The 15,192-nt window shown below is 57.0% G+C and carries 18 protein-coding genes and 2 pseudogenes; 2 read left to right on the top strand and 18 right to left on the bottom strand.

Annotation, left to right across the window (positions count from 1 at the left end; translation table 11 throughout):
• Nucleotides 1-123 precede the first annotated feature (123 nt).
• The 11 genes and pseudogenes from J5N58_RS25625 to J5N58_RS25580 form a co-directional block, all read right to left on the bottom strand.
• Nucleotides 124-1,278 carry an AGE family epimerase/isomerase gene (locus J5N58_RS25625; RefSeq protein ID WP_244714277.1) on the bottom strand — a complete coding sequence of 385 codons (1,155 nt, stop codon included), beginning with the start codon at nt 1,276-1,278 and terminating at the stop codon, nt 124-126.
• Nucleotides 1,279-1,318: 40 nt separating this feature from the next.
• Nucleotides 1,319-2,674, bottom strand: coding sequence for a glycoside hydrolase family 130 protein (locus tag J5N58_RS25620; protein WP_244714275.1), 1,356 nt, complete (start codon nt 2,672-2,674; stop codon nt 1,319-1,321).
• Complete coding sequence (locus tag J5N58_RS25615) at nt 2,671-4,950, bottom strand: glycosyltransferase family 4 protein (protein ID WP_244714273.1); 2,280 nt, start codon at nt 4,948-4,950, stop codon at nt 2,671-2,673. The genes J5N58_RS25620 and J5N58_RS25615 overlap by 4 nt, the downstream gene beginning before the upstream one ends.
• Nucleotides 4,951-5,011: 61 nt before the next feature.
• Nucleotides 5,012-5,215, bottom strand: a complete 204-nt coding sequence (locus J5N58_RS25610) for a hypothetical protein (RefSeq protein WP_244714271.1) — start codon at nt 5,213-5,215, stop codon at nt 5,012-5,014.
• Between the two features lie 93 nt (nt 5,216-5,308).
• Complete coding sequence (locus tag J5N58_RS25605; protein WP_244714268.1) at nt 5,309-5,572, bottom strand: hypothetical protein; 264 nt, start codon at nt 5,570-5,572, stop codon at nt 5,309-5,311.
• 662 nt (nt 5,573-6,234) lie between these two features.
• On the bottom strand, nt 6,235-6,522 hold the full coding sequence (locus tag J5N58_RS25600; RefSeq protein WP_244714266.1) for a DUF1488 family protein: 288 nt from the start codon (nt 6,520-6,522) through the stop codon (nt 6,235-6,237).
• Nucleotides 6,519-6,770, bottom strand: coding sequence for a hypothetical protein (locus J5N58_RS25595; RefSeq protein WP_244714264.1), 252 nt, complete (start codon nt 6,768-6,770; stop codon nt 6,519-6,521). Before J5N58_RS25595 ends, J5N58_RS25600 begins: the two co-directional genes overlap by 4 nt.
• 202 nt (nt 6,771-6,972) lie before the next feature.
• Nucleotides 6,973-7,182, bottom strand: a pseudogene (locus tag J5N58_RS25590) (hypothetical protein); the annotation flags it as partial.
• Nucleotides 7,154-7,900: pseudogene (locus J5N58_RS25585) on the bottom strand (transglutaminase-like domain-containing protein); the annotation flags it as partial. The pseudogenes J5N58_RS25590 and J5N58_RS25585, both read right to left, overlap by 29 nt.
• Nucleotides 7,901-8,086: 186 nt before the next feature.
• Nucleotides 8,087-8,284, bottom strand: coding sequence for a hypothetical protein (locus tag J5N58_RS26070; RefSeq protein ID WP_425314495.1), 198 nt, complete (start codon nt 8,282-8,284; stop codon nt 8,087-8,089).
• A 538-nt stretch (nt 8,285-8,822) separates the two neighbouring features.
• Nucleotides 8,823-9,182 carry a hypothetical protein gene (locus J5N58_RS25580; RefSeq protein ID WP_244714262.1) on the bottom strand — a complete coding sequence of 120 codons (360 nt, stop codon included), beginning with the start codon at nt 9,180-9,182 and terminating at the stop codon, nt 8,823-8,825.
• A gap of 29 nt (nt 9,183-9,211) precedes the next feature.
• Here J5N58_RS25580 and J5N58_RS25575 point away from each other — a divergent pair, with 29 nt between their 5' ends.
• Nucleotides 9,212-9,361: a hypothetical protein gene (locus J5N58_RS25575; protein ID WP_244714251.1), complete on the top strand. Its 150-nt coding sequence runs from the start codon at nt 9,212-9,214 to the stop codon at nt 9,359-9,361.
• 933 nt (nt 9,362-10,294) lie between these two features.
• Here J5N58_RS25575 and J5N58_RS25570 read toward each other — a convergent pair.
• The 7 genes from J5N58_RS25570 to J5N58_RS25540 all read right to left on the bottom strand — a co-directional run bounded on the left by J5N58_RS25570 (nt 10,295) and on the right by J5N58_RS25540 (nt 14,233).
• Nucleotides 10,295-11,104, bottom strand: coding sequence for a transglutaminase-like domain-containing protein (locus tag J5N58_RS25570; RefSeq protein WP_244714249.1), 810 nt, complete (start codon nt 11,102-11,104; stop codon nt 10,295-10,297).
• Nucleotides 11,105-11,173: 69 nt separating this feature from the next.
• Nucleotides 11,174-12,073, bottom strand: coding sequence for a transglutaminase family protein (locus J5N58_RS25565; RefSeq protein ID WP_244714247.1), 900 nt, complete (start codon nt 12,071-12,073; stop codon nt 11,174-11,176).
• A gap of 64 nt (nt 12,074-12,137) precedes the next feature.
• Nucleotides 12,138-12,383: a hypothetical protein gene (locus tag J5N58_RS25560; RefSeq protein ID WP_244714245.1), complete on the bottom strand. Its 246-nt coding sequence runs from the start codon at nt 12,381-12,383 to the stop codon at nt 12,138-12,140.
• A gap of 578 nt (nt 12,384-12,961) precedes the next feature.
• Nucleotides 12,962-13,177 carry a hypothetical protein gene (locus J5N58_RS25555; protein ID WP_244714243.1) on the bottom strand — a complete coding sequence of 72 codons (216 nt, stop codon included), beginning with the start codon at nt 13,175-13,177 and terminating at the stop codon, nt 12,962-12,964.
• Between the two features lie 181 nt (nt 13,178-13,358).
• Nucleotides 13,359-13,595 (bottom strand): 30S ribosomal protein S21, encoded by a 237-nt coding sequence (gene rpsU / locus J5N58_RS25550; protein ID WP_244714241.1) that lies wholly within the window; start codon nt 13,593-13,595, stop codon nt 13,359-13,361.
• 26 nt (nt 13,596-13,621) lie between these two features.
• Complete coding sequence (locus J5N58_RS25545) at nt 13,622-13,912, bottom strand: cold-shock protein (RefSeq protein WP_244714238.1); 291 nt, start codon at nt 13,910-13,912, stop codon at nt 13,622-13,624.
• 111 nt (nt 13,913-14,023) lie between these two features.
• The gene (locus tag J5N58_RS25540; RefSeq protein ID WP_244714236.1) at nt 14,024-14,233 is read right to left on the bottom strand and encodes a cold-shock protein; all 210 of its coding nucleotides are present in this window, start codon (nt 14,231-14,233) and stop codon (nt 14,024-14,026) included.
• Between the two features lie 478 nt (nt 14,234-14,711).
• On the opposite strand from J5N58_RS25540, the gene J5N58_RS25535 reads away from it, so the two are divergent.
• Nucleotides 14,712-15,098 carry a hypothetical protein gene (locus J5N58_RS25535; RefSeq protein WP_244714234.1) on the top strand — a complete coding sequence of 129 codons (387 nt, stop codon included), beginning with the start codon at nt 14,712-14,714 and terminating at the stop codon, nt 15,096-15,098.
• Nucleotides 15,099-15,192: the final 94 nt, after the last annotated feature.

Genomic DNA, 15,192 nt, shown 5'->3' with positions numbered 1-15,192 from the left:
GGGGACTTTCGTACGCCTGCCGGCGCCCGAAACTCTTCACGCAAACAGACAGTCCGCTTTCAATCTCGAACTCTAAATCAAGACAGACTGATTCCCTTTCCCCCAGAAGTCATGCATGTGTGACTAGCAGACCGGGAGCGGGCGTGCCTGCCTGCCATCTTCGACCAGGTCCGCAACCGCAGTCCAGAGGTGATAGAGTGAGCTTGCAGGGATTGTGCGGGCAATCGGCATGTCATTCGTGTCGAGGCGGTCATGCCAGCAACCGGGAGGCGCTCCGGTCATGTAGGCCCCCAGGATGGCAGCAGCCACGTCGTTTGCCTCGACAAGATATCCTCGAAAACCGAAACGCTCGTAGAGTGACAAGAAGGCCTTCAGCATCTCCACCTGAGGCCAGAGCCGCCGCGACGGGGTAACGGGCCTAACCGCCGAAACGACATCGACAAGGAAGGGCGAACCCTCGATGCGCCCGATCGCTAGAGCGGTCGAGAACAGGTCAAGGCAGATCTTGGTGTGGTCGCTGTCGGCCAGCATGTCATGACGTGTCGTCAGCCACACCCATTCGCACATGTGACCGGGTTCCAGCCGATCCGATCCGTATCGGGCGGCGAGTTCCCATTGCGGCCCGAAGAACTCGTGAAGCGGCCCTTTTGGTCCGACCAGGAAATGCGAGCGCAGGAGTGCGAAGGCCCTACCTTCCGCCCTCATGTGAGCGAATGTTCGGTTATTTTCGCAAAGGGCCAGGGTCGCTTCGAGGTAGTGCATGTGCGGGTTCTGCCTGCGCGGCAGGCTTCCGTCGCTGTCTTCGGCCCACCCGCCGAAAGGATCCTTCAATGTCCGGTCGATTGCGATGAGTGCCTGATCGATGTGATGACGGTACATGTCCTTGCCTGTGGCTGTCAGCAGCCAGGAGAGGGCAAGCAGGATACAGGAACTGTCATAGAGGTCGCGGATGGGGTCAGTGATGCTGTCGGTATGGCGGTTGAAGGCTCTAGCGTAACCACCACGCCTGCCGCCAATCCAAGCGACGCGGTGCAGATTGGCAAAGGCCGCCTCAGCCATTTGAAGTGAAGCGGGTGATGCGACGCCGAGATGGGCCGCATGCGCATGCACATAGATCTGTCGTGCCACAGTTCGGCTACGGACCTCACCCGAACTCTGGGGCGATCCGTCGAGCGCCAGATATTCGACGAATTGCCCGCAGTGCTTGTCGAAGCCCAGTGCGGCCCAAGTCGGCAAAATGTCTTCAAGGAACCTTGATTTGAAAAGCGACAGGCTCACAACGGGTCTCCTCTCGGTCGCGTTCCAATACGGTTCATCGTCATGAATTCGTCGCGACGGGACGCATTGTCTCCAGAAGCCCACGGATCCTAATTGTCGTGAAGTTGGAATAAGAATCCGACACAGCATAAGGCAGGGCGATCAGATCGCCGTGTCGCATTGCACCGCAAGAATAGACAACATTGGGCACATAGCCTTCCCGCTCCGTCGGATCCGGCTGCAGCAGGGGTTCGACTGTCCGCGAGAGAATGATGCTTGGGTCCTGCTTGTCGAGCAAGGTCACCCCGATCGCGTAGCGTCGCATAGGCCCCACCCCGTGGGTGAACAGGAGCCAGCCCTCGTCGATTTCGACTGGCGAGCCGCAGTTTCCAATTTGTACGAACTGCCAGGCAAATTCCGGCTTCATCAGCATCTGCCCTTCCTCCCAGTAATGCAGGTCATCAGAATAGAGGAGGAAGAGGTTTTCGCTGTCTTGCCGGGCAATCATCGCGTAGCGACCGTTGATCCGCCGAGGAAAGAGCGCCATGCCTTTGTTGCGGGCAGCAGGTCCTCGCAAAGGGGTCAGCGTAAAGCTGGCGAAGTCTGTCGTCTCAAGGAGTTCCGAGCGGATTGAGGAGCCGCTATAGGCCGTATAGGTTGCGAAATAAATGGTCTTCCCTTCGTCCTCGAAGGCCACGAAACGGGCATCCTCGATGCCGTTGGATTGGGCCTCGGTGACCGGGAAGACAACGCGCTCACTGAGGTCGCTATCACGATTGAAGCTGAGCCCGATACAGCCGGCCGGCGCGAGTCCGTCATGGGCATGAATGTCAGGCAGCCCCGCCAACCGTGTCGGAGGATCGACGGCCAAAGCACCATTCGGATCAAGCACACCCGAGCGGAAGGTTAGCGAGGAGATGTGGCCCTCCCCGACTGCCCTGAGACTAAGGATCACCCGCCTGCTACCCTCGACGACGCCAGACTGGTCTGGATGTGCAACGATACTGGGATTGAAGAGGGCTGCGGATTCGAACGAATACTCGTTCATGAAATAGGCCCCGACCAACTGCCTCTGTTGCTGGCTGAATCGCTGGTGATGGTGGAATGCATCTTCCATCGCATCCGCCCGCAGTTCGAACTGCCGCAGCAGGTTGCGATGCCGTCCGTCGAAATTGGCCAGGATGTCGCGCAACTGTTGGTCCGTGGCTATCGGGTCCAGCGACAGAACACGGTCGACAATCTCGTTCGCTCTGCTCTTGTCACGTGGGTTGAGGTGGCGCGGCTCGGTTGATGGCTTGAATGGGCGCACGATCACGCGTGTCGGGTCGGGCCTGAGATAAAGAGCCTGCCGGTTCAGAAGGCTGTCTTGGGGCAAAAGGGATCCTGCTCTGTCTGGATGAGGGGTGATCCGGCTCATGAGAGTTGCCGGAAAACGACCCCGGGAAGCATGGGCGTATGTGCCTGATGAACTCTCCCGATCTCGATTGAGGAGATCAGATAACAGAGCACGGATTCAGCGCCGCGATTCTCGTTGGGGCGGTCTGCGTGTAGGCCGTCACGGCAACTCCCCGTTTCCGGATCGACAAGGGAGATCCCATGATCGTTGCTGCCCGTGAACCAATTGAAGGTTCTGTTGGCAACCTCTATCCAGTGCTTGTCGGAGGTCGCTTCATAAGCGGCAAGGCATGCCGATATCGTTGCCGTGGCCTCCACCGGCTGTTGATCGAATGGCTTCGGTGGCTCGCCGATATCGAAGAAGCCCTCAGTGCCAATGGCGCGAAAGTGACCTGCGTCTGCAGTCTGCTGGACCATCAACCATTGAAGTGTAGCTAATCCCGTTTCGACAAACGCAGACACTTTGGTAGACAGGCCCGTGACAATCAAAGCCTGGCTAAGTCGCGCGTTTTCGTAGGACAGTCCTTCCTCGAACCAGCGGCGCCCGCTCTTCGACACACGCCGTTCCAGATCCATCAGATTTTCGGCGTGCCGAACGCGCAGCATACGTGCGTGGGGATCGTGGGGATTGGCCCTGCAGTAGTCGTTCAACCCGAGTAACGTGAAAGCCCAGGCTCGGGGAGAGCGAAAGCCGAGCGTAACGGACATGGCTTTCGCAAAGAGCGCGCTGGCCCAGCGGCGGCGAGGCGCATCGCTATCGGACAGCGCACAGCCGCCCAAGGCCCAGAGCGTCCTTCCGTGGCTGTCTTCGGACCCCTCGTCCTCGAGCCAGCGGCGATCAAAGCTCATGAAGTTGCGGAAACGACCTGTCTCCGGATTCCACGCATGCTCGACAAAGGCCGCAAATGACGCCGTCGTCCGATCGGTAATTCCAATCTCGGCAGCTTTCGACAGCAGAGAAGATAGAAGCAGCGCCCGCGCATTGTCGTCCACGCAGTAACCGTGGGACCTGTCGGGCACAGAAAAGACGGCATGTTGAACAATGCCGGTATCGTCACACATGGCGTGGAAATGACCAAGCTTCAACGCCGTTCGCTGCGCCGGCTGCTTGATCCGCAAGGAGACGAGGTCACTGACGAGTTTCGGCCGGGAGGATTCGCGCGCCTTTGCCATGCTCTCCAGATAGAGTTCGGCCACATGGGACCAGATCATCGAGCGTCCCGCATCGTATGCGAGGTGGCGCATGGCCATTCGACGGTCATCGTCGCCGAGCAAAGCGGCAATCGCCTTGCCAGTCGCCGATGCGTCGCCAAAAGGAACGAGAACGCCGCGTGCATCCGTCAGAAGTTCTAGGGCATGCCAGTAGGGGGTCGACACGACTGCGCTGCCCATGCCGAAGCTGTAGGCCAGCGTTCCAGACGTCATCTGCGCTTCGTCGAGATAAGGCGTCACATAGACGTCGCACATGGCGATAAAGTCGAGCAATGTCGGCAGGTCAACAAAATGATTGAGGAATTCCACGGCGTGGTCGACCCCGAGATTTTCCGCGCGGTGACGCAGGCTGTCTCGATAGGTGTCGCCCTGTTTGCGTAATAATGTCGGATGGGTGGCCCCAAGCACGATATAGAGCGCTTGAGGGTTCTGCTCCAGGATCGCGGGCATGGCATCAATCACCACCTCGATGCCCTTGTTCGGCGAGAGCAGGCCAAATGTCAGGATGATCGGACGTCCCACGTAACCCCGTTCGACTTTGGCGAACTCCGGGTCATGAAAGGGGCGATCAGGTATGCCGTGCGCGATGACGTCTATCTTCTCTGGCGCAACCCCATAGACTTGCGTGAGCAATAGACGTCCGCGCTCCGCCATAACGACAATGCGATTGGAGTGTGCGGCGACCTTTTTCAGCACGCGGTGTTGTGAAGGGGTCGGATCCGCAAGGATCGTATGGCAGGTTGTAACGACTGGCACCCGCAGATGCGACAGGAGTTTCAGGATGAATTCACCGTCGGATCCACCGAAGATACCGAATTCGTGCTGTAGTGATACAGCGTCGAACCGTTCTTCGTTCAGGATCCTCGCCGCGGTCACATAATCTTCAGGCTCGGACTCCCTAATCTCGAAGATCACGTCGGGCGGATAGGCATAACTCTGCTCCTCGTCCGTGATGGCAATAATGCTGGTCCTGACACGGGTGGCGCTTTCGGCCATGGCGTGCGACAGATCACTCGTGAAGGTGGCGATGCCACACTGTCGCGGGGGAGAATTCCCTATGAAAGCGATACGCGTTGGCTTGTTCATGGATGTTCCCCTTCAGGGCACAATGGCAAGCTAGTTGCCGTAAACGGTCAAGAAATCAAAATCATTGGGGTTCTACCGCTTCAAGTTCCCGCTCAAGGGCGACACGCCCCTGGTGAAGTTCAGCATTCCAGAGACGGTATTGCGGGCTGTTCTGATAGGCGGGCATCGGAGCCGCGACTGTGTAGGTAACGGCGACCATCGGCGACAGCCCCTTCGTCGTAACGAGGCGGACTATCTGGCCGATGGTAAAACGATGAGAAGGCATGCCGTTTCTCCTTTTAGAGGGCTAGCTCGACTTGGAGGGTTAACTCGACGTGGCGGGGACTACAGGCCTGACGGGTCGACGATCGATTCCCAATCACTGTTCCGAGACTGCAAGCAGTTTGTCCTTCTCCAGGGCGGCATCGAGTTCCGACGGGTCAATATCAATCAAGCTCTTCTTGTTGCCTGACGCTACCTCGATCATGGTGGAAACGCGCCGATAGGCGAGCCAGGAGAGCCCGGTGATCTGCTCCTCGTCGTCCAAAACATCGTAGTGACCCGCTGGGTACACGCCCTGAAGACCTGTCAGCGTGAAGGGTGCATTGAAATGTACGGTTCTCTTTTTCGTTCGCGTGAACATCTGATGTTCCAATCCCTTTGGTGACGTTGCGATCTTGGGGGGCATCACAAGAGCCGATGAGTGTTACGGCTTGCTTGCCGAAGTCATCATGGTCCGGCCCGTGAACATGAGCACTGTGCACGTCTTGCCTGGACCGATGGGTTTAATCTCAACTATTGTCAGGTGTGTCGGTCGTGCCGCAGTCAATCTCGACCTGACATCGGCCAGGACCACGATGTCAGCGCCCTTCGCCATCGTCGCTCCCCTCAAGCACCTGGTTTTCAGCGGTTCCGGGAGGGGAAGAACTCCCGCCCTCATTTTCCCAGCGAGAAAGCGCAGCGCGCTCTGCAAGGACAAGCTGTCGCTTGGAAGCGGGGTATCCATCGGCCATGATCATGCCGTCGTTAATCTGTTCAATTATCCGATGCTCACGTGCGCGATCAGGGCCCTCCTGGGCCTCAAGATCAGAAGTCGCATAGTCTGAACGTTTGAGCAGAGATCGTAAGGTCCGCTGCTCTGCTTTCGCCTCAGCGTCGCGTGACGAGAGCCCGCCTACCATGGCAGAGCGAACAAACGTCCTTCAGGACGTTCATGGGCCTCCACCGCGCTGACGGAAACAAGGACTTCGAGTGTCATGGTCATCTCCTCGTCTGGATTACGCTGAAACTGTGATCGGCAACCAGTCAGTTCGCGAACCGCAGTGAAGAGCCGACAGCGTTCGTATCCATTTCGATCATCGACCGGTTGTTCTTCTGATACAGAGCGCGCGCGATCTCCAGGATTCGGCTGCGGCACTGATCGAAGGCCATCAGATAGCCTTGCTCCCGCAGCCTCAAGGCAGAGCTGTCCTGATCAAAAAGCCCCACGGACAGCAGGAAGACGATCTGCTTCAATCCATCGTGGCCGACAAACCGGATGACACTGCGGCGCTCGTCGTAGGTCCGTGTCCTATTCGCAAAGGAGAGACTCATACGCCAATCCCCATGGCGGTCGTTTGATCACGACCCTCAGAGACACGTTCGGCCCACGTGCTGACCGCGGCGATCAGCGCATCTGGCTGCCTCGTTCCATTCTGATAAAGTTCAAGCGCGTACCTGGCCGCCTTGCGGTCGAGTTCACACATCGGCTCCTGGTATTGAAACCCACTGTAGCGAAGAACGTCTGTGATGATGCCGATATCTGTGATGCCAAGCAGAAGCGGATTGCTGTCGGAAGACATATCGTCCTCCTTTGCTGGGGCTCGGGTGCGTGCCGCCCGTAAAATGACAGCGCCCGTAAAGTGGCTGCCATTGATCTCAAAGTAGTGCACAAATCACAAATTGCAATAGGGACGCACAAGCAGCGCAAAGATGCGACGCTGGTGAATTTACAGGTTTATGAGACCTGCCATGCCCTACGACTGTCAGCGCGGGCACCGTAATTTATTCCGAAAACTTCTCTCCAGCCTTTTTTCTCGAATCCATCGGCTGGGCTCGAATTTCCGCCCGCTGATCTTGTTGTTTGGTGAACAGGGACCACGCGGAAATGAAGAGCGCCGCAATCATAGGGCCAATGACAAAGCCACTCAGGCCAAAGAGTGATATCCCGCCTACTGTCGAAATCAGAACGACATAGTCCGGCAGTCTCGCGCCCCCTCGCCATCAGAATACGTCCGATGCGCGGCACATTGTGGCGGGCATCGACGGTCCACCAGCGACCGCCGAGGTAGACCTCGCACCAGGCACTGAAATCCATCGGATGCGGATCCTTTGGCACACCGATATCACCAAGATAACCGGTGCAATAGCGGGCGGAAATGTTGAGGCATCGGCAGAGCATGATGGTCAGATGCGCTAAATCGCGGCACACGCCCGTCCGGTCAATGAAGCCGCCATGGGCCGTGCGCATCGGGTCGGCCCGGTCGTAGTCGAAGGCGAGGTGGCCATGAACGAAATCGAGGACGGCCTTGACCCGCGGCCAGCCGAGAGGTGTCGCGGAAAACTGTTTCCAGGCAAAATCGGTCAGACGATCGGTGTCGCAATAGCGACTGCCAAGCAGGAAAACCAACACATCATCGGGCAAGTCCTGAATTGGGAGTTGCACTGCCTGCCCGGGCAAGAGCTTCGGCACGCCGCGGTCGCTTACTTCGAACTGAGCCGATATCGTGGTCATGCCGGGCGTCGCAACGATGCGCGTACAGGCGTTGCCGAAAACGTCAAGATAGTCCCTCTGCGAGCTCACGCGGTTAAACACAAGCGCCTGCTCGCTGCAGAGATCCCGTTCCCTCGATGGGTGAACCTTGAGGACCAGCAGCATAGGCGTGTCATTCTGACAATCATAGGCGATTTGAAACCCGGCACGTATCTTCATCGAAGCTGCCTCTCTGTCCTGGCTTTTCCAGACTCTGTTCAATGCAACGGCTGAGGCTCTATGGCCTTCCGGCTGACGCCTCCATCGGTGCATAACCTGTCACACCTTGCGGGACGGCTGGCCGTTACCTGTCGCCCATGGCACCGCTGGGCCCCAATCCCGATACGGGGTCTGCCGACTTTCACGTCACTCTAAGACGGGATGGCACTTTAGGTCGCGTGCACATTGAAGTCGATCGGTCGGCGATCGAGGATGGGGCCTCGCCAGGCCGTCACGAAGCTCCTTCAGCGAGGCCGAGATCTGGATCTCGTCGACGCCACGGGTCAGATGAACGTCGTTGTGCACCGTCGATACAGAGATCACGCGCTGGTGAGCCTTCGACATGACAACGGCTTTCCTCCGCGGTTAAGGCGCGCGTTGACGGCCAGCAAGTCCGGGAGCAAGCAGTAGCGCGAAGGCAGTTAAAACCCAATATTTCTTATCAGCCGACGAATAAGCTGACCGACGGCTTTCGAGGACCCCACAGCGAGACTTGAACGACCCAAATGAAGGCGCAAACCTGCCGGTGAAGTACGTTGACCTTGATAATCAAAGCGGGTGTTATCGGGCGGAGAGCGGCTCAGTTTCAACTGATGGCCTTTTACCCATTTTGCCATGAGTGCGGCCGGGGTCCATTGGATTATCTTGATTCTGAAATTCTCTTTTGAATGTGTAGGCGAGGCATCCAGAAAAACGGGCTCATATATCGGCACTTGCGCACTCTTATTTCGGGATACCGGCGGATGCCAGAAGGTTCGGCATGACCTGCTGGTGACACGCGTTCTGCCAACCTATCCGATCTGCAGGAGATTAATGCTACGCGATTGTCGTACGTGATCGTTAACATGCTGGCGTTGGAGGCGAGAATAGCAGAAGGTCTTTCTCAGGTCCCGAGGTTCTGAATTCGACGGGCAGAAAGGCCGAGCTGATGATCACTGCAGCCTATTCCCCCGCAAACGATGACGTTTCCGTTTGGGTGGACGGCAAACTCTGGGTCGTTATCGTATATGAAAAGGGTAGAGTTTCCGTACAAAGATTCCATATGCGAAACTTGGCGCACACCCATGCGCAGAAACAGCGTGATCGAATGGGGCTCTTTCCGGTCCAACATGGCTCGGTCTAGCGCGCGAATCTGGCCCATTGCTTCAGCCCGGCCGCAAAACGGCTTGTTGGGATTGATGAACTGCGGCGCCTCTTCGTCGCTGTCCTCATGCTCGGAGAGGCTGTATGCGTGAGATGTCATTAAGATACAGCCTCCGGCAGGAAATTGATATGAGCTGGACAGTCTATGACGTGTTCACCGGCCAACCTGCAATGCCATCGACATGGTTTCTTGCTGGCCTTTCGGGAGAGCAAGCGCAAATCTATTGCGCCATTATCAATGCCAAGGATGTCGCTCGGCGCAGGGAGATAAGGATGTAAGTCCGACTGGATCGACGGCAGGGTGGATGGAGTGCTTTGGCAGGCTTAAGTGAACTTCATCGTAGCTCTGAAGACCGCTTGAAAAGCTCTATGCAGCCATAGATGGCAATATGGGCGCGGCTACATTCGGATGGCAAAAGAAGAGCTTACGCCGCTTCCGCATCTCAGTGCTTGGTCGCAGGGGTGACGGATCTGATATCTAAAAATTAGATTTCTTAACCGTATCGCTTTGCCGAAGCCGGTGAACATCCTGTTCGCCGATCTCGCACACCCGTCCCGTAAACGTGTCGATGATACTCCACATTCCGGACGCCTCAAGTTGGCATTCATATCTTTGAGCAAGCATTCATCTATCCTCTTCTTGAGTGCACGCTTCCCTGTTATTCGCGTGCACGAGAGTACCACCCTCGTTCTCCCATCTTTCCAGTTCCAAGGCTGTGTATCGGCGTGCGTGCTGTGACGCAGGATATCCGCCCGCGTCTATCGTCGCTGCCCGGATACGTTGAATGGCTGACTGTTCGTCGTCGTAGTCCAGTCCTGCGGAAGCTGACAGGTCGGCAGTAGAGTAGGCCTCACGTTTCAGAAGACGCATGAGAACGTCTTTCTTGTAATTCTGCGATGTCACGACATGTGTAAACCGACGGATTGTTACCATATCCAACCCTCGGCAGTGACGTAGATGATGAAGGCTATGCTGGGTGCGGAGACGGTGTACTCGGCCAAGGCCGAGCAGGCGTAGTTAGAAATATAAGCGTTAGAAGACATGAGGTCCTCCTTATCTTGGGGCGAAGGTTGAAACCTTCGGCCGGCAACGCCCGCTTCAGATGCTACCGATGAAATATTGTATGCGTTAATTGTGTTCCCGCCGAGACGCAGGGGCGTCTTTGGAGCTGTTAGCTTTGTGGTTTAAAACAGGGCTGGTGATCGCTGCGCTCAACTGACGATCTCTTCAGTGGTGACCTCGAAACGCTTTAGCAGCGCCGGCCCGAAAGCGGTCGACATCGCAACATCCGTCGCATCACGGCCGGTTGCCATCAGGATACGACCGATGCGGGGCGTATTGTGGCGCGCATCGACGGTATACCAGCGGCCACTCAGATAGACCTCGAACCATGCGCTGAAATCCATCGGGTTCGGATCCTTCGGCACGCCGATGTCGCCGAGATAGCCTGTGCAGTAGCGGGCGGGAATGTTCATGCAGCGGCAGAGCGTGATCGCGAGATGGGCATAGTCGCGGCAAACTCCGGTTTGATCGGTAAAACCGCCGAATGCGGTTCTGAGAGGATCGGCCTTCATATAGTCAAAGGCGATGCGACCATGGGCGAAGTCGAGGATGGCCTGAACGCGTGGCCAGCCGAGTGGCGTCGTCGAGAATGTCTTCCATGCGAACTCCGCGAGGCGATCGGTATCGCAGTAGCGGCTGCCGAGCAAATAGATCAACACCTCGTCAGGCAGATGGCTGATGTCGTGCTGGATGGCGTCTTCCGGCACGGGATCGGGCAGGCCGCTGTCGTAGATCTCGAATGTCGTGGATATGGTCGTGAGACCAGCCGGTGCGACGATACGATTGCAGGAATTGCCAAAGACGTCGGTGTAGCTCCAGGCCTCGATGGGGCGATCGAAGACAAGCGTCTGTTCGCCCAGAAGATCGACGCGGCGGGAGGGGTGAATGTTGAGAACGAGTAACATCGGCGTTTCGTGTTCGCATTCGTATCCCAGGCGAAAACCTGCGCGTATCTTCATGTTGTTCCGTTCCTTGCGTTGGAAATAGATCGATAGAAGTAAACGCCGGTTATGGGCGGAGCGTTCCGCCTAGCCGTCGGTTAAGCTGCCACGGCCGTGTTCGGTGGTCACGTTGACCTGTACGTCCATTCCGGCGAAATCGTCCGGCCCACCGTCGTAGCTGCCGGAAAGCGGAATTGCTTGCCGCGGATCGCGGGCAACACCGACACGGATGAGATCGTGATTGCCGACGATACCGTTGGTCGGGTCGAATTCCACCCAGCCTGCACCCGGCAGGTAGACCTGGCACCAGGCGTGTGTCGAGCCGCCGCCGAGCATCGCCGGGCCGTCGCGATCGGGAACGTAGATGTAGCCGGTGACGAAGCGGGCGGCGAGACCCAGCGAGCGCGTGGCTTCGGTCATCAGGAGCGCGAAATCCCGGCAGGTGCCGCTGCGTAGCCGGAGAGTTTCGGCCGGACGTTGCGTGCCGTGCTCGCTGCGGCGAACATAGCTAAAGCTTTCCCGGATCGCGTAGCATAAAGTCATCAGCACATGGCCGGTGCGGGCAGTCCTCCCGACCGGCACGAACTGTCGGGCCCATTTCCCGACGCTGTCTTCGGGGTCCGGATATTGGCGCAGGATGGTCGGTTTGAGGTCTATCGCTTCCTCGGGATCATAGGCGAAGGGAAAGCGGAAGGCTTGCCGGTCCATCTCGAGGTCAAGCGGAACATGGGCGGTATGGTCGAGCCTGATCAAGGTCTGGATCCGCAATTCCGATGACGCCCCGGCAATGTCGATCAGGGCAATGCAATTGCCGAAAACGTCGTGTATCCAGCGAACGGTTTCCGGCGGCGGAAAAACATCGAGCGAACAGGCGAGCAGCGTTTGATCGAAACTGTCGCGAGGACGAAACATCAGCCGATGCTGGCCGAATGCGACCGGCCGGGAGTAGCGATAGGCAGTCAGGTGCCGAACAGAGAATATGGTCATTCTATTCTCGTTCTCTCGCATACGGCACGGACGACGCGTGCCGATGATTTGAACGGTTTTCCGGTCACCGAATTCGGCGTGCGAGCGGGAACCGAGGTGCGTCGTAGAGCATACGAATCTGTTGATCGTTGAAGCGGGCTTCGTCTACTTCGAGTATGGACCCACGCAACTGCGAACCGGATAGATCTTCGATGGCGAAGCGAACCGCCTCGGCGGCCGTCTCGAAACGTCTATACCGGGTGCCACTACTGCCCTTCAGCCTTTTGCCGGCAAATAGCCCGGCTCCAGAGCTGTAATCGAAATCGTTCATGCGATCATCCTTGGCCGACCAGGATGCGGCCGGGCGTTCGGGCACGGATCTGTTACCGCGAAAATTCAGGATAGACATGGGCGGCGCGCTCGCTTTTCCTGTCGAACCTTGCGTTCCAAGGGGCGTTGTTCGCGTTTGCGCAGTTGAAGTCGGTGACGAAGTGCCCGAAGCTTTTCCGCATTGGAGCCGGTTTCGGTATCCGGTGGCCGAAAGAGATGATCGGCTGCTTGGCGTGTGATGTCGATGTTCACTTTTCTATCCTTTTGACGGGTGAAGGGATCGGCCCGCGCTGGCGCGGACCGGAGTGACAAGATTCGGCTATTTCTTCTTGCCGAACCCTGTTGTGTCGCCACCTGACAGCTTGACTTGCGATCCAGAGGGAGGAGGAGGCGGAGCGGCAGTCTTGTCTTTCTTCGGCTTGCGGGCTTCGCGGTTGCTACGTATCTGGCCTTTGGCCATTGTTTCCTCCTCGGAATATCTCGTGGGATACAGGTCTGGTCTGCTGTTGAAACCGCTCGCGAATGCTGGCGGGCGGAGATGGGCGCTTTGCAGAGGTGACGGGACGCTTGGCGTACTCGTCAGGCGGAAGGCACGGGCGTATCCGGATACCCCGTTTTCCTTCTTCCACTGAAATTGGGAAAAGCCACGAAATTCACGGTAGGCAGGTTGCGCTGGCCATCGGTGCGATTGGCGTTGTCTGGAACCGAGCACAAGTCCACATTCTCGCGGTATCCGAACGTTCCGGCACGAACGAGATTGCGTGCCAGGCATGCGGGATAAAAGTCGGAAGACATCACGTCCTCCTTTCTTTGGGGCCAGGGTCATTGATCCTGAAGCAGCAGCTCCCTTGAAATGGCTGCCGATGGGGGAAGTCTGCGCCTCTATCACCGTTCCGGCAAGCTGTTTCGGGTCCGACGGGTTTGCAGGGGGCATGGTCGTCGCGACCACTTCCTTTCCGCACGGCGTGACGAATGGTCAGCGTGGGCGGACAACTTTCTTGGGGGCGGGGAGCAATCCCTCGCGCTGCATCTTCTTCTTCGCCATCTTGCGATGACGACGAATGGACTCGGCCTCTTCACGGTTACGCTTTTCAGAGGGCTTTTCATAATGGCGCCGAGCCCGCATCTCCCGCAGAACACCTTCGCGCTGCAGTTTCTTCTTAAGAACGCGAAGCGCCTGGTCGATATTGTTGTCTCTGACGATGACCTGCAAGATCTCTCCTTGTACGACAACTGCCGCTATTTCTTGGTTCGGATGATGGATAGATCGATCCAGGTAGAACCGTGTTCGCCGCGCGATGAATCGCTATTGGGATCAGGCCTGCGTGCGGTCGAAGCCTCAGCGTCGATATCATCTTCATCGATGCTTCGATCGAAATTCTCGCCCTGAAGACGTACCCTGTAGCGCACCGACCTTTGTGTTTCGGGCAGGAGTGCAATGATCTGCCCGGCTCTCTCCGGCTGCACGCTACCGAGTGCATTTGGCTTGAGAACGATCGTATCCCGGGGACGGTAACGGACTTCCGGCATAAAAACCTCCGATCGCCATAAAAGACAAAAGGCCGGGTGTTAACCCGACCTCTCACAGTCACTCAACTCTGCTGCCAGTACATCCGTGGTCAGCGGGAGCGAATGACAAATTCATGCCGCCTGAAGGTTGTCGGCGGAACTCTTTCCGGACCGGCGGTCCTGAACGATATCGTAACGGACTTTCTGTCCATCAACGAGCGAACCGAGGCCGGAACGTTCAACAGCCGAAATGTGCACGAATACATCCGTGTTTCCATCGTCAGGTTGAATGAAGCCGAAGCCCTTGGTGGCGTTAAACCACTTCACAATACCAGTGTTCATAACGATCTCCTTTCAAAGCAATCGTTGTTGTTCCCGCAATGCTTTGCGGAATTGGATCGATGTTTTGAGAGGAAATCCGACGGGAGCTAAGCTCTGGACCGACGTCACAAGCAATGGTCGATAGCAGTTATATAGGCTCAATTTCTGATTTTGGCAAGGAGGCCGCCCGATTTTGGCTATAAAGTCGGACATTTGGGCGGCAACACACTGCTTTCACACAGAAGTTTCCATCCCGTCTATAGTTACGCGCTTTGCTGCTCTCCTTGAGCGTGACCTGTTTGCCGGGAGGAAGGCAGATCAACAAAGCAGGGACGAGAGACCGGGCGGATATGTGAGATGATCAGCCCGGTCAGGCCGCGTTACGTCCCTATAGGATTATAAGCAGCATCGGTGTCTTTGCCTTTGCGAGACGGCCAAAGCGAATTGACTGGCTATTACCGCCCAATCGTGCGCAGGATGATTTTTAAGAGAATCATCCATGCGAACCTCACTGCTGTCTTTCGGACTTCTGTTGTTGATGGCGTCCGGCGCGCCCGCCAAGGAACCATTTACCGAAATCTTCCTGTCCACGGATAAGATCTCTCATGAAGTCACTGGCACACTTACCCACGACACCACCCGTTCGTTTGTGTACCGATCAACTGCGGACGGGAATATCACAGTCAAGGTTGCGGCAGAAAACGCCGTCTGCGGCTTCGAAATAAAGCGCAGTTCTGTTGCCGGGTTTCAGCCCGACATCAGCTCCTTTCCTGCATCCCGTGTCTTCAGCGCGAAAAAAGGAGAGACGTTCATACTCTCCTTCTTCCAGTCCCGGACCGCCTGGACCGAAAAGAAGGAATGTCTGTACTCGCTTTCCATCAGTTAAGTCGAGGTGATCTGTCCAATAAGGTATACGGTTCTTAGCCGGGATTACGATAGCTAGGTCCTGTTGACAAAGTATGGCAGCCATATTTTTGCGG

This window comes from Paenirhizobium cremeum, assembly GCF_022884085.1.
GTDB lineage: Bacteria > Pseudomonadota > Alphaproteobacteria > Rhizobiales > Rhizobiaceae > Allorhizobium > Allorhizobium cremeum.
This window is presented reverse-complemented; position numbering and strand designations above follow the sequence as displayed.